This is a genomic window from Streptomyces dryopteridis (genome assembly GCF_049606955.1).
Classification (GTDB): domain Bacteria; phylum Actinomycetota; class Actinomycetes; order Streptomycetales; family Streptomycetaceae; genus Streptomyces.
In genome coordinates this window covers 821629-840636 of record NZ_CP187113.1, presented here as the reverse complement: position 1 = coordinate 840636, position 19008 = coordinate 821629, and the positions used below count along the sequence as shown (strand labels likewise).

At 77.3% G+C, this 19008-nt stretch carries 10 protein-coding genes; 5 read left to right on the top strand and 5 right to left on the bottom strand.

Annotated elements, in window-relative coordinates; translation table 11 throughout:
• The first annotated feature begins 54 nt into the window (after positions 1-54).
• Complete coding sequence (locus ACN20G_RS03360; RefSeq protein WP_424211206.1) at positions 55-5061, top strand: DNA repair ATPase; 5007 nt, start codon at positions 55-57, stop codon at positions 5059-5061.
• Between the two features lie 35 nt (positions 5062-5096).
• Here the strand turns inward: ACN20G_RS03360 and ACN20G_RS03355 are convergent, their stop codons facing one another.
• Positions 5097-5618 (bottom strand): MarR family winged helix-turn-helix transcriptional regulator, encoded by a 522-nt coding sequence (locus ACN20G_RS03355; protein ID WP_424211205.1) that lies wholly within the window; start codon positions 5616-5618, stop codon positions 5097-5099.
• Between the two features lie 179 nt (positions 5619-5797).
• Between ACN20G_RS03355 and ACN20G_RS03350 the strand changes: the two genes are divergently transcribed.
• Positions 5798-6871, top strand: a complete 1074-nt coding sequence (locus ACN20G_RS03350) for an alkene reductase (protein WP_424211204.1) — start codon at positions 5798-5800, stop codon at positions 6869-6871.
• A 97-nt stretch (positions 6872-6968) separates the two neighbouring features.
• Here the strand turns inward: ACN20G_RS03350 and ACN20G_RS03345 are convergent, their stop codons facing one another.
• Positions 6969-7352, bottom strand: a complete 384-nt coding sequence (locus ACN20G_RS03345) for a cupin domain-containing protein (protein ID WP_424211203.1) — start codon at positions 7350-7352, stop codon at positions 6969-6971.
• A gap of 57 nt (positions 7353-7409) precedes the next feature.
• Entirely contained in the window at positions 7410-8081 is a 672-nt protein-coding gene (locus tag ACN20G_RS03340; protein ID WP_424211202.1) for a hypothetical protein, read from the bottom strand.
• A gap of 360 nt (positions 8082-8441) precedes the next feature.
• Between ACN20G_RS03340 and rsgA the strand changes: the two genes are divergently transcribed.
• Positions 8442-9575 carry a ribosome small subunit-dependent GTPase A gene (gene rsgA / locus ACN20G_RS03335; protein ID WP_424211201.1) on the top strand — a complete coding sequence of 378 codons (1134 nt, stop codon included), beginning with the start codon at positions 8442-8444 and terminating at the stop codon, positions 9573-9575.
• Positions 9576-9638: 63 nt separating this feature from the next.
• On the opposite strand, the gene ACN20G_RS03330 is transcribed toward rsgA, so the two are convergent.
• Together ACN20G_RS03330 and ACN20G_RS03325 are read right to left on the bottom strand one after the other, a co-directional pair.
• Entirely contained in the window at positions 9639-10124 is a 486-nt protein-coding gene (locus tag ACN20G_RS03330) for a DUF456 domain-containing protein (protein WP_424211200.1), read from the bottom strand.
• Positions 10125-10184: 60 nt separating this feature from the next.
• Positions 10185-11168: a helix-turn-helix domain-containing protein gene (locus ACN20G_RS03325; protein ID WP_424211199.1), complete on the bottom strand. Its 984-nt coding sequence runs from the start codon at positions 11166-11168 to the stop codon at positions 10185-10187.
• 199 nt (positions 11169-11367) lie between these two features.
• Between ACN20G_RS03325 and ACN20G_RS03320 the strand changes: the two genes are divergently transcribed.
• Complete coding sequence (locus tag ACN20G_RS03320; protein WP_424211198.1) at positions 11368-15201, top strand: S8 family peptidase; 3834 nt, start codon at positions 11368-11370, stop codon at positions 15199-15201.
• Between the two features lie 88 nt (positions 15202-15289).
• Complete coding sequence (locus tag ACN20G_RS03315) at positions 15290-18976, top strand: hypothetical protein (protein ID WP_424211197.1); 3687 nt, start codon at positions 15290-15292, stop codon at positions 18974-18976.
• Positions 18977-19008: the final 32 nt, after the last annotated feature.

Below are 19008 nucleotides of genomic sequence, written 5' to 3'. Positions count from 1 at the left end.
CACCCCCGCACCGCACCACCCCCACCGACCGCCCCCGAGGCAGAGAGCGAGCCCATGGGCATCCAGGCCACCACCGCCACCGACAACGGCACCGACACCCCCGTCGGCACCGACATCGACGCCGGCACCTACGAGGTCCTGCGCGACCGACTCGACACCCAGGCCCGCGAACTGACCCGCCGGGCCCGCGCACTCGACGAACGCCGCACCGAGACCTTCGGCCGCCTGGGCCTGGCCCTCACCGACACCGCGCCGCTGCGCACCCCGCGCCCCACCGTCGCCCGGGACCTCGTCGCGGTCGGCGACGCCCTGCTGCTCGGGCACGCCGTGCCCACCGGCCACACCGGGCCCGTCACCCTGCCCGAGGTGTTCACCCTCCTCGACCCCGAGGGCGCCGAACTGCCCGCCGACGCGGTCCCCGGGCTGCTCGACTGCGCCGACGCCGCCCGCGAGTTCGAGGAGCTGTTCCGCTACTTCCGCCAGGCCCGGCTGCTGCGCCTGCGTCTCCTGGACGACCTGCTGCTCGCCGTGTTCCGGGTCGGGGAGCGCGCGGCCGACGTGCGCGCCCTGCGCTGGCGGCTCACCGGCACCGGGGCCGGTACCCGGGCCCGGTTCCTCGACGCGCGCGGCGAACGGGACGCGGCCCGCGCCGCGGCCGGGCCCGCCGCCGAGGACGAGGGCGTGGCCTGGACCGCGACCGGCCGCGAGGAGCACGTGCCCGGCCGGCACCCGCACGTCGCGATCCCCGGCGCCGACCTGTGGGTCTCCACCGTCGGCGGCTCCCTCACCGTCAAGATCGAGAACGACGTCGAGACCGAGCGGGGCATCCACGCCGAGCCGGTCGCCGAACCCCTCCAGTCCCTCGCCGACGCCGAGATCGACCACGCCCGGGTCGGCCCCCTGGTGCTGCTGCGGGTCCGCCCGTACAAGGAGGACGCGTACCGGCACCTCGTGCACAACACCGTCACCCGCTCCGTGGTGCGGGTCGACGCCCTGGGCCAGGGCGCCCTGCGGCTGCCCGAGGACCAGGGGCTGGTCTTCCCCGGCGGGTACGTGCTCGCCGACGGCACCCTGCGCACCTTCGACGTGGACACCGCCGACCTGGCGCCGGGCCGCACCGCGCACGCCCCCAACGGCGAGGACCTGCTGTTCCGGTTCGCGGCCCCCGACGGCCGGATCCTGCTGCTGCCGTGGAACCTGATCCGCCGCGAGCCCGCCACCCCGATCACCGGCCTGGGCCACGCCCTCCTCGCCGACGGCACCCTCGTGGTGCTGCGGGCCCCCGCCGCCGGCGCCGACACGGCGACGGCCGCGCACCCGGCGCAGCGCTGGCGGTCCCCGTTCGTCTCGGAGGAGCACGCCGCCGCCCACCCGGCGGGGGACGGGCCGCTGGCCCGGATCGGCAACCCGGACCTGGTGCGCGGCGTCGCCGACTGCCTGGACCTGGCCGAGACGGCCCTGCGGGTGGCGCCCGGGGTCGAGCTGTACACGGCGCTGACGGCGGCCTGCGGCCGGGTCCGCGACCGGCACCACTGGCTCGGCGACCCGGAGGTCGGGGACCTGGGCTCGGTGCTGGACTCGCTGGGCGAGACGGTCCGGCAGGTCCTCGGCGAGTACGAGACCGTCCGCACCCTCACGCGCCGCGCCGTCGAGGCCGTGGAGGAGGCCGAGGAGCGCACCGGGGCCCTGGTGCGGCGAATCCGCGGCGAGTCCCCGCGCGGGGCCGCCGCGTGGGTCGCCAACCTCACCGCCCTGCGCGCCTGTCAGGGCCGGCTGCTGTCGCTGGCCGAACTGCGCTACGTGGACACCGGGCGGCTGGACGCGCTCGCCGAGCGGCTGACCGGGGACATCGAGGCGGCCGGCCGGCGGGCCGTGGAGTTCCTGCGCCGGCCCGAGGCGTTCGCCCCCGTGCACGCCGAACTGGAGGCGCTCGCCGAGGACGCGGCCCGCATCACGACGGCCGCCGAGGCCGGGCCCGTCACCGAGGGCCTGGACGAGCGGGCCGCCGGGCTGCGCGCCGTGACCGAGGTGGTGGGCGGCCTCGACATCGAGGACGCCACCGTGCGCACCGCGATCCTGGAGCGGATCGGGGAGGTGCTGGCCGGGGTCAACCGGGTCCGCGCGGTCCTCGACGGGCGCCGGCGCTCCCTGGTCGAGGGGGAGGCGCGGGCCGCGTTCGACGCCGAGTTCGCGCTGCTGGGGCAGGCGGTGACGGCCGGGCTCGGCGCGGCCGGCGACCCCGAGGGCTGCGACACGGCGCTGGCCGCGCTGCTGTTGCAGGTGGAGGGGCTGGAGGCGCGGTTCGGGGAGTCCCCGGAGTCCTTCGAGGCCCTGGAGGCGCGCCGCTTCGAGATCCACGAGGCGTTCTCGGCCCGCAAGCAGGCCCTCCAGGACGAGCTGTCGCGCCGCGCGGACCGGCTCGCCGCGTCCGCCGGCCGGATCCTGGACACCGTCGCCCGACACCTCACCGAACTGTCCGACCCGGACGCGGTGAACACCTGGTTCGCCTCCGACCCGATGGTCGCCAAGGTCCGCCGCACGGTGGAGGACCTGCGGGGCCTGGGCGACCTGGTGCGCGCGGAGGAACTGGAGGGCCGGCTCGCCGCGCTCCGCCAGGAGGCCGGCCGCGCCCTGCGCGACCGCCGCGACCTGTACACCGAGGGCGGGGACGCGCTGCGGCTGGGCGCGCACGCCTTCGCCGTGGACACCCGGCCCCGCGAGCTGAGCCTGGTCCCGGACGCCGCCGGCCCGGTCTTCACCCTGACCGGCACCGACTACCGGGCCCCCGTCGCCGATCCCGAGTTCGCCGCCACCCGCCCGTACTGGGGCCAGAGCCTGCCCTCGGAGACGCCCGGGGTGTACCGGGCCGAGTATCTGGCGGCGCGGCTGTTCGCGGCGCACGGGGAGGCCGGACAGGGGCTGCCGGCCGATCCGGAGGCGCTGGCCGAACTGGTGCGGACGGCGGCGCGGGACGCGTACGACGAGGGCTACGAGGCGGGGGTGCACGACCACGACGCGCTGCTGTTGCTGGGCGCGTTGCGCCGGCTGGCGGGCGCGGCCGGGCTGTTGCGGTTCCCGGCCGGGCGGCGGGCGGCGGCCCGGGGGTTCTGGGCCCGGGTGCCGGACGCGGAGCGGCGCGCGGCGCTGACCCGGCGGGCCCGGTCGCTGGCGGCGGCCCGGGAGGTGTTCGGGCCGGCCGTGACCTTCGAGGAGCTGGTGGCCGAACTGGCCCCGGGGATCGCCCCGTTCCTGGCCGGTGACGGCGGTGACGGTGACGGCGCCGACGGGGACGCGGCGGCGGAGGCGGCCCGGTACCTCGTGGCCGAACTGACGGCCGCCGAGGACGCGTTCGGCTTCGTGCTCGCGCCCGGGACCGCCGAGCTGCTGGCCTCCTTCCGGGCCCTGCCCGCCCATCCGGGCTTCCGCGCGGACCTGGCGGCCTGCGCCGGGGACGAGGAGGCCCGGCGGACGCTGGCCGCCGCCTGGCTGCGGGGCCACGCCGGGCCCGGCGTGGACGCGGGGGCGCTCGCGGAGGCGGTCGCGGCCGAGCTGTGCGTGGGGGTCGACGCGGCGCCGGACCGCGCGGCGGGCGCCGAGGTGGCCGTCACCACCACCGTGACCGGACTGCTCGGCGCGCACCCGCGGATCGTCGACGGCGCCCTGCGGCTGGACCTGGCCGAGTTCCTGACCCGCACCGACGCCTTCGCCCGGGACCGGGTGCCGGGCTTCCGCGCCTACCAGCGGGCCCGGACGGCGCTGACGGAGGCGGAACGGGAGCGGCTGCGGCTGGAGGACCACCGGCCGCGGGTGCTGTCCACCTTCGTCCGCAACCGGCTCATCGACGAGGTGTTCCTGCCCCTGTTCGGCTCCAACCTGGCCCGGCAGATCGGCGCGCTGGGCGCGGACAAGCGCACCGACAGCAGCGGCCTGCTGTTGCTGGTCTCCCCGCCCGGCTACGGCAAGACCACGCTGGTGGAGTACGTGGCCGAGCGGCTCGGGATGCTGCTGGTGAAGATCAGCGGGCCGGCGCTGGGGCACGAGGTGACCTCGCTGGACCCGGACCGGGCCCCGGACGCGGCCTCCCGGCGCGAGGTCGAGAAGATCAACTTCGCGTTGGCGGCGGGCAACAACACCCTGCTGTACCTGGACGACATCCAGCACACCTCGCCCGAACTGCTCCAGAAGTTCATCCCGCTGTGCGACGCGACCCGCCGGATCGAGGGCGTGTGGGAGGGCCGGCCGCGGACCTGGGACCTGCGGGGCAAGCGGTTCGCGGTGTGCATGGCCGGTAACCCCTACACCGAGTCCGGGGAGCTGTTCCGGGTCCCGGACATGCTCGCCAACCGGGCCGACGTGTGGAACCTGGGCGACGTGCTCACCGGCAAGGAGGAGGCGTTCGCGCTCAGCTTCGTGGAGAACGCCCTCACCGCGCACCCCGCGCTGGCCCCGCTCGCGGGCCGGGACCGGGAGGACCTGGACCTGCTGCTGGCGTGGGCGGGCGGGGCCCGGCCGGCGCCGGGGGAGCGGCTCTCGCACCCCTACGCCCCGGCGGAGGTGGAGCGGATCACGGCGGTGCTGCGGCACCTGCTGGTGGCGCGGGACGCGGTGGTCGCGGTCAACGCGGCGTACATCGCCTCGGCGGCCCAGTCCGACGCGGACCGCACCGAGCCCCCGTTCCGGCTCCAGGGCTCGTACCGCGACATGAACAAGATCGCGGCCCGGCTGGACCCGGTGATGAACCGGACCGAGGTGGACGCGGTGATCGCCGACCACTACCGCGCCGAGGCCCAGACCCTGACCACGGGCGCGGAGGCCAACCTGCTCAAATTCGGCGAACTGCGCGGCACCCTGACGGAGGTGCAGGCCGCGCGCTGGGCGGAGATCAAGCGGACCCACGTCACGGGCCGGCGGCTCGGGGGCGCGGAGGACGACCCGGCGGTGCGGGCCATCGCGGCGCTGGGACTGCTCGCGGACCGCATGGCGGCGGTGGAGGACGCGATCCGCGCCCGCGCCGCCCTCCCGCGCGACCCCCGCGTCCCGTACCCGCCGGACCGCGACTGAGCGGGCAGGGGGGGCGCGTGAGCACCCGGCGGGGTCTACGCCGGGTGTTCGCTCAGCCGGTGGGCGAGGTTGGTCTCCACGCGGGCCAGGGCCGCCACCGCGGCCTCGCGCTGGGCCGGCGAGAGGCCGGCGGACGCGGCCTCGTCCAGCTCGGCCCACATGCCCTCGACCCGTTCGCGCAGGGCCCGGCCGGCCGGGGTGGACTCCACGATCACCACCCGCCGGTCGGCCTCGTCGGGGCGGCGCCGCACGAAGCCGGAGTTCTCCAGCCGGCGGACCGTGCGGGTCATGGTCGCGGCGTCCGAGCCCAGGGCCCGCACGAGGTCGATCTGGCGCTGCGGGCCGAGCTCCCACAGCCGCATCATGACCAGCTCCTGGCCCGGGTGCAGTCCCACGCAGCGCAACAGTTGTCCGGCCAGCAGTCGCTGGAGACGGGCGGCCCGCTGGACGGCCTGGGCGAGGGTCTCGGCCGGTCCGGTGAGGGCGGCGGCGTCGCAGGCGGCCGTGGCGGGCCCCGAACAGTCCTCGTCGGCGGGGGTCTCTTCGGTGTCGCGCATGGGTTCCTCGTCGCGTCGGGCGGATCCGGCAGATCGGGCGAGGCCGCGTGTGCCCCTGTTCGGCACGCTACCACCGCCCGCTCGAAAGTGACGCAGGTCACAGCCGGGCGGGAATGGATCCCCGGATTTACCTGTTCGGACAGGCAACGGCTTCTGACCTCCTGAATCGGGGACCCATCGTGACCACGGCATTCGACTCCCACGACCTCGCCGGCACCCGCCTGGCCAACCGGATCGTCATGGCCCCCATGACCCGCAGCCGCGCCGACGGCGCCGACGGCACGGCCACCGACCTGATGGCCACCTACTACGCCCAGCGCGCCGGGGCCGGCCTCATCGTCACCGAGGGCACCCAGCCCTCCGTCGTCTCCCAGGGCTACCCCGACACCCCCGGCATCCACTCCGCCGAGCAGGTCGCCTCCTGGCGCAAGGTCACCGACGCCGTGCACGCCGAGGGCGGCGTGATCTTCCTCCAGATCATGCACGCGGGCCGGATCGGCCACCGCAAGCTCACCGGCCTCACCCCCGTGGCCCCCTCCGCCGTCGCCGCCGAGGGGCAGGTCTACGCGCACGAGGGCCCGCTCGACTACGAGACCCCCCGCGAACTGACCGCCGAGGAGGTCGAGGCCACCGTCGCCGACTTCGTCACCGCCGCCCGCAACGCGATCGAGGCCGGATTCGACGGGGTCGAGCTGCACGGCGCCAACGGCTACCTCATCCACCAGTTCCTCGCCCCCAACTCCAACCTCCGCACCGACGCCTGGGGCGGCACCCCCGAGAAGCGCACCCGCTTCGCCGTGGCCGTGGCCGGCGCCGTCGCCGAGGCCATCGGCCCCGAGAAGGTCGGCTTCCGGATCTCCCCCGGAAACCCGTACAACAGCGTCTCCGAGGCCGACCGCGCCGACCGCGAGACCACCTACACCCTCCTCGTGGAGGCCCTGGCCCCGCTCGGCCTGGCCTACCTGCACCAGCTGGAGGCCGCCGACGACGAGGGCTTCGCGGCCCGCCTGCGCAAGACCTGGCCCGGCACCTTCGTGCTCAACCCGCACACCGGCTCCGAGCCCACCGGCGCCGCCGCCCTCGGCCTCGTCGCCGACGGCTCCGCCGACCTCCTCGCCTACGGCGCCCTGTTCATCGCCAACCCCGACCTGCCGGCCCGACTCGCCACCGACGGCCCCTTCAACGCCCCCGACCCGAAGTCCTTCTTCGGCGGCGACCACCGCGGCTACACCGACTACCCCGCCCTCGGCTGAGCCCCGCCGCCCCGCCGCCCCGCGACACGCCGATGCCGTGCGGGCCCACCCCGAAAAGGGGCGGGAGCGCACGGCATCGGCGGCTCTGCGGGAAGGCTCAGTGACCGTGGTTGCAGCCACAACCGGCGGCGCCGGCGCGCGGCAGGTTCTCGGTGAACTCGCTCTGCGAGAACACCGCGAGCACGGTCGCGTCCTCGGTGCCCGGGTTGCTCAGGGAGATCTCCTTGCCGGCCGGCAGCATCGCGAAGCTGCCCGGCTCCACGGTCTTGGAACCGCAGCCGCAGGAGGCGACGACGGTGCCCGCGACACCGGTCAGCAACAGCTCGGAGTCGCCGTGCGAGTGCGCCGGCACGGACCCGCCGGCCGGGACCTGGATGCGCACGGCCGCGATCCGACGGAACGGCCCGCCCTTCGGGTCCAGGCGCAGGACGGGGCCGGCGGCGGCGGGGTCGATCACGGTGTCCACGGTCATGCCGAACATGGGGATTCCCTTCGAGGAACGGGTGGGGGGTTTCAGGGGGGGTGGGGGTGGTGGGGGTCAGGCGGGGTCGGGGCGGGGCGAGAGGTCCACGGCGCAGACCCGCGGGCCGGTGAACGGGCGCAGCGTCGCGACCTGGTCGGTCCCGGTCAACAGCCCGTCCAGCACGCCCTGGTGGAAGGCGCACACGATCTCCGGTCGGGCCCGCGCCGGCTCCCGGTACGGGCACGCCTCCAGCAGCACCCGGGACTCGCCCGGCACCCGCCGGGGCGCGAACCCGAGCCCTTCGGTCAGCTCCAGCACCCGCCGCGTCGCCGAGCGCCCCGGCGCCGTCCGGGCGGCCCGCGCCAGACCGCACCGCAGCCCGGCGGCCTGGGCGTCGGGGGCCGCGCCCGCGAGGCTCTCGGCCAGTCCGGTCGCCAGCTCCACCAACGCCTCGGTCGCCCCGGAGGGCGGGGGAGTCGCACGGGAGGCCGGATCCGCGGCCCGGTAGCGCAGCCGGGGCCGGCCCGGGCCGCGCCCGCCGTCGCCGGTCGGCGCGTGCTCCGCCGTCACCAGGCCCGCGTCCACCAGGACCGCGAGGTGGTGCCGCACGGTGGCCGTCGCCGGCCCGCACCGCCCGACCAGCTCGGGCACGTCGAGGGCGTCGTCCGCCGCGCGCAACGCCGCCCACAACCGGCGCCGCGACGGCACGGCCAGGGCCCGGTGCACCCGGGGATCGTCTTCGTCCACCACGCCATTGAATCGACCCGCGTCGTGCAAACCCCCCGGCCGAAAGGCCCGAACCGGCGGGTCGCAGGACCCCGGAAATCCCGCCCCGAACCCGGCCCGCAAAAACCCGTGGCGCCCCGCGAACCCCTCTTGCTAGCGTGGACACCGGCCGCGCGCACCGCGCCGCCGACACGCGTCGAGACAGAAACGGGAGGTGAGCCTGATGGCCGCCGTCGAGATGGGCAATGCCCGCACTCCGCTGATCGTCCACCTCACCCCCGTGGCCACCGGCTGACCTTCGCGAACACCTCGCGCCCGTACCCGAACCGGTACGGCGCGCCCGCACGGCCGGGGCCGCCCCCTTCACACAAAGGGCACCCCTTGTCTCTCCCCGCTTTCCCCTCCTTCGGACTCCTCCCCACCACCCCCACCACCGGTGACGACGCGCTGCTCGCCCTCGGCTGGGACCACGAGTGGGCCGAACAGTTCGCGCCCCACGCCGAGCGCGGGCTGATCCCCGGCCGCGTGGTCCGCGTGGACCGCGGCCGCTGCGACGTGCTCACCGCCGACGGGCTCGTCCAGGCCGACACCGCCTTCGTCACCCCGCACGACCCGCTGCGCGTGGTCTGCACGGGCGACTGGGTGGCCGTGGACCCCGACGGCGACCCCCGCTACGCCCGCCTGTGCCTGGAGCGACGGACCGCGTTCGTCCGCTCCACCTCCTCCCAGCGCTCCGAGGGCCAGATCCTCGCCGCCAACGTGGACCACGCGATCATCGCGATCTCCCTCGCGGTCGAACTCGACCTCGGGCGCGTCGAACGCTTCCTCGCGCTGGCCTGGGAGTCCGGGGCCCAGCCCCTGGTCGTGCTCACCAAGTCCGACCTGGTGCCCGACCCGGTCACCCTGTCCCACCTGATCGCGGACGTGGAGACGGTCGCCCCCGGCGTCACCGTCCTCACCGTCTCCTCCCACACCGGCGAGGGCACCGACGTGCTCGCCGCCGTCGTCACCGGCGGCACCAGCGTGCTGCTCGGCGTCTCCGGCGCCGGCAAGTCCACCCTCGCCAACGCGCTGCTCGGCGAGGAGGTCATGGAGGTGCGGGCCACTCGGGACGTGGACGGCAAGGGCCGGCACACCACCACCACCCGCAACCTGCTGCCGCTGCCCGGCGGCGGCGTCCTCATCGACACCCCCGGACTGCGCGGGGTCGGGCTGTGGGACGCCGAGGGCGGCGTCGGCCGCACCTTCTCGGAGATCGAGGAGTGGGCCGCCGAGTGCCGGTTCCAGGACTGCGCCCACGAGAGCGAGCCCGGCTGCGCCGTGCTGGCCGCCGTGGACGCCGGCGAGCTGCCCGAACGCCGCCTGGAGAGCTACCGCAAGCTGCTCCGCGAGAACCAGTGGATCGTGGCCAAGACCGACGCCCGCCTGCGCTCGGAGATCCGCCGCGACTGGCGCGTCAAGATGGCGGAGGGCCGCTTCAACCACGACACCAAGCGCGGCCTGCGGAAGAGCTGAGCACCCGCCGCCGTCGGGCGCCGACCCCCTGTCCAGGGGGCCGCGCCCGACGGCGCCGGCGCGTCACGGGCGGGCCGCCGCCACCCCGATCCAGCCCGCCGCGATCAGCAGGCACGCGAACAGCTCCACCAGCACGCTCGTGCCCGCCGCCCGCATCGCCACCCGGGTCGAGGCCACCGCGTCCCCGTGCCGGCCCAGCCGCAGCCGCTCGTGCGCGTACACCCCGCCCACGAACCCCGGCAGCGCCCCCACCACCGGCAGCAGCACGAAACCCAGCAGGGCCCCGGCCCCCGCCCACGCGGCCATCCGCCGCGTGATCGGCGTGCCCCGGAACCGGCGCGCCGGCAACAACCACATCACCACCTGCACCACCAACAACAGCACGGTGGCCCCGACGAGCAGCCCCCACGCCGCCGCGGTCCGCTCGCGCAACGACCACCAGGCCAGGGCCGCCCACACGAGCCAGGTCCCGGGCACCCCGGGGATCAGCACCCCGACCACCCCGAGCAGCAGCACCAGTCCCACCAGCACCAGGATCGGCAGGTCCATCCGTCCAGACTGACCCACCCCCGCCCGGCCCGCCTCCGGGAGAGGGCCGAAAGAGGGTGACTACCGGGCCACCCAGCCGCGCTCGCGGGCCTGCCAGCCCAACTGGAGCCGCGTGGTCACCCCCGCCAGTTCCATCAGCCCCCGCACCCGCCGCTGCACCGTCCGCAGGCCCAGCTCCAGGTGCTTGGCCACGCTCGCGTCCGTCATCCCCGCCAGCAACAGCGACAGCACCTCCAGGTCCGTGGCGTCCGGCCCGGTCTCGCCCTGCTCCACCCCCTCCCCGGCCCCCGGGCCCAGGCGCAGCGGCAGCGCCTCCCGCCACACCGCCTCGAACAGCCCGGCCAACGACTCCAGCAGCCCGCTCGCGTGCACCACCAGGGCCGCCGGCTCCGCCGCCCGCGCGGTCAGCGGCACCATCGCCAGACTGCCGTCGGCTATCACGAGCTTCGTCGGCACCTGCCCCGTCACCCGCACCCGCTCGCCCCGCCCCAGGGCCACCTGCGCCTCCCGGCGCCCGCTCGGCCGGGTCAGCACCTCCCGCTCGATCACCACCCGGTAGCGCACCCCGCTGCGGGCCGCCCGCTCCTCCGCCCCGTTCTGGCTCGCGGACACCACCTGCGGCCGGCCCGTCACCAGCGCGCACACCTCCCGCACGGCCCCCAGCTGGAGCTGCACGAACCGGTGCGCCACCGCGCTCGCCCCCGTCACCACCTCCACCAGGTCGTGCGCGGCCGGCTCCCCGGCCTCCACCCGGTACTCGCGGGCCAACAGGTTCGCCGAGACCTCCGCCCGGTCCAGCTCGTGCCGCTGCTGCGTCAACAACGCCCCCAACGCCACCCCCGGCGGGGCCGCGACCCAGCGCCCGGGCCGGGCCGAGGACCGGGCCGCCAGCCCGCGCCGCTCCAGACTCCGCAGGGTCCGCTCGGCCCGCGCCGCCGGCACCCCCAGCCGATGCGCGAGATCCGGGGCCTCGGCCGCCCCCAGGGTCACCAGCGTGCGGTACGCCGATTCCTGCTCCTCGTCCAAACCCAACGCACTCAGCACGTCAATCCACCCCCGGTTCCCGGCGCCGCCGGCGGGAAGCGGCCACGGCGCAAACCCGCCGGGTCCATCATCACCGCACCTGTGGCCACTCTGCCAAGGTGACGCCACCGCAGCACCACAGACAACCGGCCGGATGCCCCGAAGTCGGCAACTTCGCCGTGCGTCGGACCGGTTGGCCGGAACATTCCCGGGGAGAGCGATGCGTCCGAAGCAGCCCAGCCGACACCATCCGTCACCTTGGCCCGCGGTCACGGCCCTCGTGGCGGCCCTGACCCTGACCGCGGCCCTGCCCGCCGGCGCGGCCCCCGCCCCGCCGGGCGCCCCGCCCGCGGCCACCAGCGCCCCGAAACCGGTCCTCGCCGCCGGCACCGGCCCGGCCGCCGGACCCGTCACCGTCACCCTCGTCACCGGGGACCGGATCCTGGTCACCACCGACGCCGCCGGCCGCGCCGCCGCCACCGCCCTGCCCCGCCCGGACGGCACCCGCCCCCTGATCCAGACCCGCACCGAGGGCCCCGACCTGCACGTCTACCCCGAGGGCGCGGTCGACGCCCTCGCCGCCGGCCGCGTGGACCCCGAGCTGTTCAACGTCACCGGCCTGATCCGGCAGGGCCAGGACGACGCCCACAGCACCACCCTGCCGCTGATCGCCGTCCACGACCGGGCCGTGGACCTCACCCGCGCCGCCCCGCCCCTGCCCCGAGGGGTCACCGGCACCGCCCGCACTCTGGCCTCCCTCGGCGCCCGTGCCTTCCGCGTCGAGAAGACCAAGGCCGCCGAGGTCTGGGCCGACACCGTCGCCACCCCCGTGCCCGCCGCCGCCCGGGGCAACAGCCCCGCCCGCGGCCTGCGCACCCTGTGGCTCGACGGGCGGGTCACCGCCACCCTCGACCGCTCCACCCGCCAGATCGGCGCCCCCACCGCCTGGGCCGCCGGGTACGACGGCAAGGGCGTCACCGTCGCCGTCCTCGACACCGGCACCGACCTCGACCACCCCGACCTGACCGGCCGCGTCGCGGACTCCCGCAACTTCACCGACTCCGACGACGACCGCGACCACCAGGGCCACGGCACCCACACCATCTCCACCGTCGGCGGCACCGGCGCCGCGAGCGCCGGCGCGAAGAAGGGCGTCGCCCCCGGCGCCCGCCTCCTCAGCGGCAAGGTCCTCGGCGATCAGGGATACGGCCAGGACTCCTGGATCATCGCCGGCATGGAATGGGCCGTCGCCCAAGGCGCCGACGTCGTCTCCATGAGCCTGGGCGACTCCTCCCAGCGCTCCTGCGACGACCCCATGAGCCAGGCCATGACCCGCCTCGCCGCCGACAAGCGCACCCTGTTCGTGGTCGCCGCCGGCAACGACGGCCCCGGCAACGACACCGTCTCCGCCCCCGGCTGCGTGCCCGCCGCCCTCACCGTCGGCGCCGTCGACCGCGACGAACGCACCGCCGTCTTCTCCAGCCGCGGCCCCGCCGGCCCCGAACACATCCTCAAGCCCGAGATCGCCGCCCCCGGCGTGGGCATATCGGCCGCCGCCGCCGGCGGCCGGGGCGTGTACGCCTACCGGGAGATGTCCGGCACCTCCATGGCCACCCCGCACGTCGCGGGCGCCGCCGCCCTCCTCAAGCAGCGCCGGCCCGACTGGGACGCCGACCGGATCAAGGCCGCCCTCGTCGGATCCGCCCGCGACAAGGTCCCCGGCGACGTCCGCGAGGTCGGCGCCGGCCGCGTCGAGGTGCCCGCCGCCCTCGCCGCCCGCGTCCTGTCCGCCCCCGCCGTCCAAGGCGGCACGTACGCCTGGCCACAGAAGCCCGCCGACCGCACCCGCGTCCAGGTCCCCTACACCAACACCGGCACCACCCCGATCACCCTCACCCTCGGCCTCGACCGGATCACCGGCAACGACGGCTCCGCCGTCCGCTCCCCGATCGCCCGCCTCGGCGCCCGCACCCTCACCGTGCCCGCCGGCCGCACCGTCACCGTCCCCCTCGAACTCGACCCGACCGCCCGCCTCGAACGCGCCCAGTACGGCGACGTCACCGGCCGGATCACCGCGACCGGGCCCGGCGGCACCCGCGTCACCACCCCCTTCGCCCTCTACGTCGAACCCACCACCGTCACCCTCACCGTCAAACTCCTCGACCGCGCCGGGAAGCCCGCCGACGGCGCCTCCTCCCTCGACGTGATCGGCACCGACGACGCGAGCGGCGAACGCCGTTGGAACGAGGGCGCCGCCGAACAGACCTACCGGGTCCGCCCCGGCGCCTACTTCCTCTCCGCGTTCGTCGCCACCCCCGACGCCGGCCCCGACCCCGAACTCGTCGACTCCCTCACCTACCTGGGCCGACCCCAGGTCGAGATCCGCCGCGACACCACCGTCACCCTCGACGCCCGCCGCGCCGGCCGCCTCACCCTGAACACCGAACGCCCCAGCGAGACCCGCACCGCCACCCTCGCCTTCGCCCGCAGCTGGGACGAGGTCTGGCTGCACGCGGCCACCGCCTCCGGCGGGCACACCCTGCGCGGCTACTACGCCTCCGTCGAGGGCCGCGCCCGGGACGGCGCGTTCGAATTCGGTTCCTACTGGCGCGCCGCCGCCCCCCTCCTCACCGAGTTCGGCGTGGTCGGCGGCCCCGCCCTGCACCCCCTGCCCGCCTCCACCGGCAGCGACAACCTCGACGGCGCCGGCGCCGCCCGGCTCGTCGACGCCGGAACCGGCACCCCCGAGGAACTCGCCGCCGCCGGCGCCCGCGACGCCCTCGTCCTGGTCCGCGCCCCCGAAGGCGAGAACACCCTCGTCGACCAGGCCCGCGCGGCCCGCGAGGCCGGGGCCAAGGGCATCCTCGCCCACCGCGACGCCCCCGGCCGCTGGGCCGCGTTCACCGGCTACGCCGGCGGCGCCCTGCCCACCCTCACCCTGGAGGCATCCGAGGCCAAGGCCCTGTTCAAACGCCTCGCCACCGGCCCCGTCACCCTGCGCTGGAAGGGCACCGCCACCAGCCCCCACCTGTACACCGTGGACCGGATCGAGACCGGAGAACTGCGCGGTGACCGCGCGTACCGGGTCCGCGACCGCGACCTCGGGCGCGTCGACGCCTCCTACGAGACCCAGGGCGTCGCCGCCCCGTACGTGGACCTCGTGACCGCCCGCCGGCCAGGCGGCGCCGCCGTCTCCTTCGGCGGCCTCAACACCGTCCCCGCCCCCGGCCGCCGCACCGAATTCCTCGGCACCGGCGCCACCACCTGGGAACACCTGCTCTCCAGCAGCTTCCCCTGGGGCGAGTTCATGACGGACCGACAGCGCGCCTACCGGCCCGGCTCGGTGCGCTCCGAGAAGTGGTACGACGGCGTGCTCGCCCCCGTCGCCGCGCTCGACGCGAACGGCGCGCCGACCCTCGCGGCCGAACGCCAGGGCAACCTGATCGGCTTCGCCTCCGCCCTCTGGGGCGACGGCACCCACCACGCCCAACAGGGCGCGTTCGGCGAGGCCGGCAACCTCACCCTGAGCCGCGACGGCGAACAGATCGGCGAGAGCGGTTACCCCTTCGGCGCCTTCGAGGTGCCCGCCGACGCCGCCGACTACGAACTCACCCAGAACATCGAGAAGTTCGGCGCCCCGGCCGCCGTCTGGCAGCGCTCCCAGGCCATCCGCACCACGTGGGCGTTCCGCTCCGCCGAGGACCCGCGGACCGTCTCCACCCCGCTGCCCGTGATCTTCCCCCGGGTCGGCCTGCCGAAGGGCGCCGACGCCCTCAAGACCGTGCCCGCCGCCGACCGGCAGACCCTCACCCTCACCGCGACCGGCCACGCCGGCCACACCCCCGGCGACCTGCGGACCGCCGCGCTGTCCTGGTCCTACGACGGCGAGAACTGGACCGCCGCGAAGGTCGAGAAGCGGGCCGGGACCTGGACGGCGCAGGTCGACCACGCGGGCGCGGCCGGGAAACCGGTCTGGCTGCGGATCGAACTGACCGACACGAAGGGGGCGAAGGTCACGCAGACGATCGTGCGCGCGTACGACGTCCGGTCCTGAGTCCGGTACGTCCCGGGACGCGCGGAAACCCCACGGGTTTCCGCGCGTTCGGCGTTTTTCGCGGGGACGGGCGGCCGACAATAGGAGCATGAGTCAGCAGCGGGACGCGGACGACTGGTGGTTCCGCCTCTACGGCGCGCCCGAAGCGGAACCGGCGGCGCCGGGCCCCCCGGCCCAGGGCCCCCGACGGGGCGACCCGGACCCCAGGGACCCGGCCGGCGACCGGGAGGGGGAGGGCGCGGACACTCTCGACACGCGCTTCCGTTCCGCCGCGCTCCTCGTCACCGACCCCCCGGCCCGCCCTCCGTCCCCCCGCGAGGCCCCGGACACCACGGCGCCCCCCACCCCGGCCCGGGCCGCCGACCGGCCGGCCACCCCCGCCGAGGACCGGCACACCCCGGACCTGGGCACCCCGGACCCGCACACCCCGGACCTGGGCACCCGAACCCCGACCCCCCACCCCGCACCCGAGGCCCCCACCCCCTCCGACACCGCCCCGACCCCCACCCCGGACCCGACACGCACCCCCTCCGGGTACGGCGCCCCTGCCCCCGACACCGGCACCCCCGCCCGGCGCCCGGCCGACACCCGCCCCGGGTCCGGCACTTCCGACACCGGCCCGGCCGAGGCCGTGCCCGAGCAGGCCGGTTCCGCCCCCGGACACAGGCCCTCCGACACCGCCCCGGCCACCCCGGACCTCGGGCGCGGCGCGGGGCCGACCGACGAACGCCTCGGGCGCGGCGCGAGCGCGGCCGACGCCCGCTTCGGATACGACAGGTCCGGTCCCGACGCCGACGCGGCCGGCCCCGGCACCGACGCCGGTGACCGCGCCGACGGCCGGGACGGGAACACCCCACGGGCCGGGTTCGGCCCCCACGACGCGGGACGACGCGGTCCCGTCGGGGCCGACGGCAACGCCGGTGACCCCGCCGACGGCTGGGCCGGGGACGCCCCACGGGCCGGGTACGGCGCCCACGACGCGGGACGACGCGGTCCCGTCGGGGCCGACGGCGACGCCGGTGACCGTGCCGACGGCCGGGACGGGGACTTCCCACGGGCCGGGTTCGGCCCCCACGACGCGGGACGCCGTCCCGTCGGGGCCGACGGCGACGCCGGTGACCGTGCCGACGGCCGAGACGGGGGCGCCCCACGGGCCGGGTACGGCGTGTACGTCGCGGGACGCCGTTCCGTCGGGGCCGACGGCGACACGGGCGACGCGGGGAGCTCCGGCGGCGGGGACCGGCCTTCGGGCGCGGCACGCCCCACCCCCGACCTCGGGACCCGAGGGCCCGGCCCCGCCGGCTCCGTCCCGCCGAACTCCCCGCCGGCACCGAACATCGGGCTGCCCACCCGTCCGCTGCCCGGTGGCGACCGTGCCGGGGGGCGTCCGCTCATCCCCGCCTCCCGCCGGGGCGACGAGGACCTGCCGACCGGCCCGCCCCCGCCCCCCACCGTCCCCCCGCGCCCGTCCGTCCCGCCGGTGCCCCCCGAGGGCGCGTCTCGCGACGCGAACCCGGCGGAGGGCCGTGGCGCGGGCGAGGCGGGGCCGGACCCGGCGCCGGGTCGCCCGCCGAGCGGATACGGCCGCCCGGCCCCGGACGCTGACAGGCCCCGGCCGCCCCGGCCGACGTTCCCCCCGTCGACGCCCACCGACACCCCCGCCCCGTCCGTCGCCGGGCCCCGACCGCCGGAACCGCCCCTCGCCGACCCGGCCCGGTCCGCCGACCGAGGCGCCCCCGAGGCGTGGGCCGCTCCGGGCCCGGAGGGCCGGCCATCAGCCGTCGACCCGGCCGTCGACCCGGCCGTCGACCCGGCCGTCGACCCGGCCGTCGACCCGGCCGTTGACCCGGCCGTAGGCCCGGGGGAGTCGCCTTCGGTGGGGCCCGGCCGGGTATCCGACCGGAGTGCGCCTCCCGCGGCCGGCCGTGACCCGGGGCCCCGGCCCGCTGTGGATCCGGCCGTCGACCCGGGGCACCGGCCCGTGTCGGGCGACCCGAGCGGCCCGTTCGACGGTGTCGGGCCCGTCCCGGTCGATCCGCGCGCGGCGGGGCCCGGGCGCGCGGGGCCTCCCGCCCCGCCGCGTCTCGACCCGCACGCCGGGTTCCCCCGGTTCGGCCGGGCGCCGCGTCGACCGGACCGGCCGACGGGCCCCATCGAGCCGCCCGAGCCCCCGACCGGCCCCGACCCGCGCGGGCACGCCGGCTCCCCGCCGCCCCCGCCGCCGGGCGTACCGCCCCGGCCGTCGTACGATCCGCCGAGCCCGCCGCCGCGTGCCCGCCTCGACGTGCCGCCCGCGCCCGATCCCCGGACCGCGCGCGAGCCGATCCGTCGTCCCACCCCCGTGCCGCCGTTCGTCGGACGGGTCCCGGGCCGGCCCCCGCTGCCGGTGCGCCCGGTCGTTCCCCCGTCCACCCCGGACCCGACCGGCCCCGAGACCACCCCGTCGCGCACCCCGCAGCCCGGTGACACCGGACCGGTCGTCGCGCCGCCCACCGCGCCCCCGCCCGCCGGGGCCGCCCCCACCGACGCCCGCCCGCCCGCGCGGACCGAGCGGCACGAGGTGCCGTCCGCCGGGCCCGGATCGTCCGGGGCCTCGGGCGGGCCCGCACCGGCCGACCGCCGCCCGTCCGTCGCACCGCCCCCGCCCCCGCTCTCGCCGCCGCGCCCGCCGTCCGCGTACGTCGAGGGGCGCGGCGGGCCTTCCGTGGTCGATCCGCCGTGTGGGGACGAGCCCGCGGGGCCCACCGGGCACGGGATGGGGCGGGTGGTCGTGCCGCCCGCCGCCGGCGCCGCACCGAGGCCGGAGCCGGCCGCGCCCCGGTGGCGGTGGGGCGGCGCGGGGGCCGCGGCCGTGGCGGAGGAGGCCGCCGGGGGCGAGGCGGAGCCCGAGGCGCTCACCGCGGTCGTGGCCGCCCCCGACCGGCCCGTGGTGCGACACCTGGGCGACGGGCCGCCGACGTACGCCCCCGAGCCGGGCGCCCTGCCCGACACCGACCCCGAGGCCGTCGCCGACCTCGTGCCCGACACCGTCCTGGACGGGGCCGCGTACGGCACGTACGTGCTGCGGGCGGCCTCCGTGCGCGGGGACTCGGCCCGCTACCGGGGCGAGCCCCGGCGTGACGCCCTGCTCACCGCCCGGTTCGGCGCCGGCCCCGAGGCCCTCGTGCTGGTGGCCCTCGCGGGCGCGGACCGGACCGGGCCCGGTGGTCGGGCCGCCGTCGAGGCCGTGGAGGCGATCGCCGCCGCCGTGGGCCGCAGTCGGGTCCGGCTCGGCGAGGACCTGCGCGCCGGCCGGCGCGAGGACCTGCTGTCCGGGCTGCAACGGCTCACCGACCGGGTGCTGGGCCGCCTGCGGGCCCGCGCGCCCGCCCTGGCGGACGGCCCGCCCGGGCCGGTCGAGCCGGTGGTGGGGCTGCGCTGCCTGCTGCTGCCCGCCGATCCGGACTGCCCGGTGCGAATCGGCTTCGGCAGCGGCCCCGGGGGCCTGTTCCGGCTGCGGTCCGGGACGTGGCGGGACCTGGAGTCGGGGCCGGCCGCGCCGGCCGGGTCCGTGTTCCGGTTCCGGGCCACGACGGCCGAGCCGGGCGACACCCTGTTGCTCTGTTCGGGTGGCCTCGCCCGCCCGATGCGGGAGGAGCCCGCGCTGCCGGTGGAGCTCGCCGCGCGCTGGTCGGAGCCCGAGCCCCCGGGCCTCGCGGCCTTCCTCGCCGACACGCAGGTGCGGCTCAAGGGGTACGCGGACGACCGGACGGCGGTCGGGGTGTGGGAGGCGTGAGGTCCCGGGGCATGCGTCGATGGAGGGAGGCA

What these genes read in the sequence shown, in the direction of transcription:
- ACN20G_RS03360 (WP_424211206.1), top strand. Translation starts at nt 55, where the DNA reads ATGGGCATCCAGGCCACCACCGCCACCGACAACGGCACCGACACCCCC.
- ACN20G_RS03355 (WP_424211205.1), bottom strand. Translation starts at nt 5,618, where the DNA reads ATGCGCGACACCGAAGAGACCCCCGCCGACGAGGACTGTTCGGGGCCC.
- ACN20G_RS03345 (WP_424211203.1), bottom strand. Translation starts at nt 7,352, where the DNA reads ATGTTCGGCATGACCGTGGACACCGTGATCGACCCCGCCGCCGCCGGC.
- ACN20G_RS03330 (WP_424211200.1), bottom strand. Translation starts at nt 10,124, where the DNA reads ATGGACCTGCCGATCCTGGTGCTGGTGGGACTGGTGCTGCTGCTCGGG.
- ACN20G_RS03320 (WP_424211198.1), top strand. Translation starts at nt 11,368, where the DNA reads ATGCGTCCGAAGCAGCCCAGCCGACACCATCCGTCACCTTGGCCCGCG.
- ACN20G_RS03315 (WP_424211197.1), top strand. Translation starts at nt 15,290, where the DNA reads ATGAGTCAGCAGCGGGACGCGGACGACTGGTGGTTCCGCCTCTACGGC.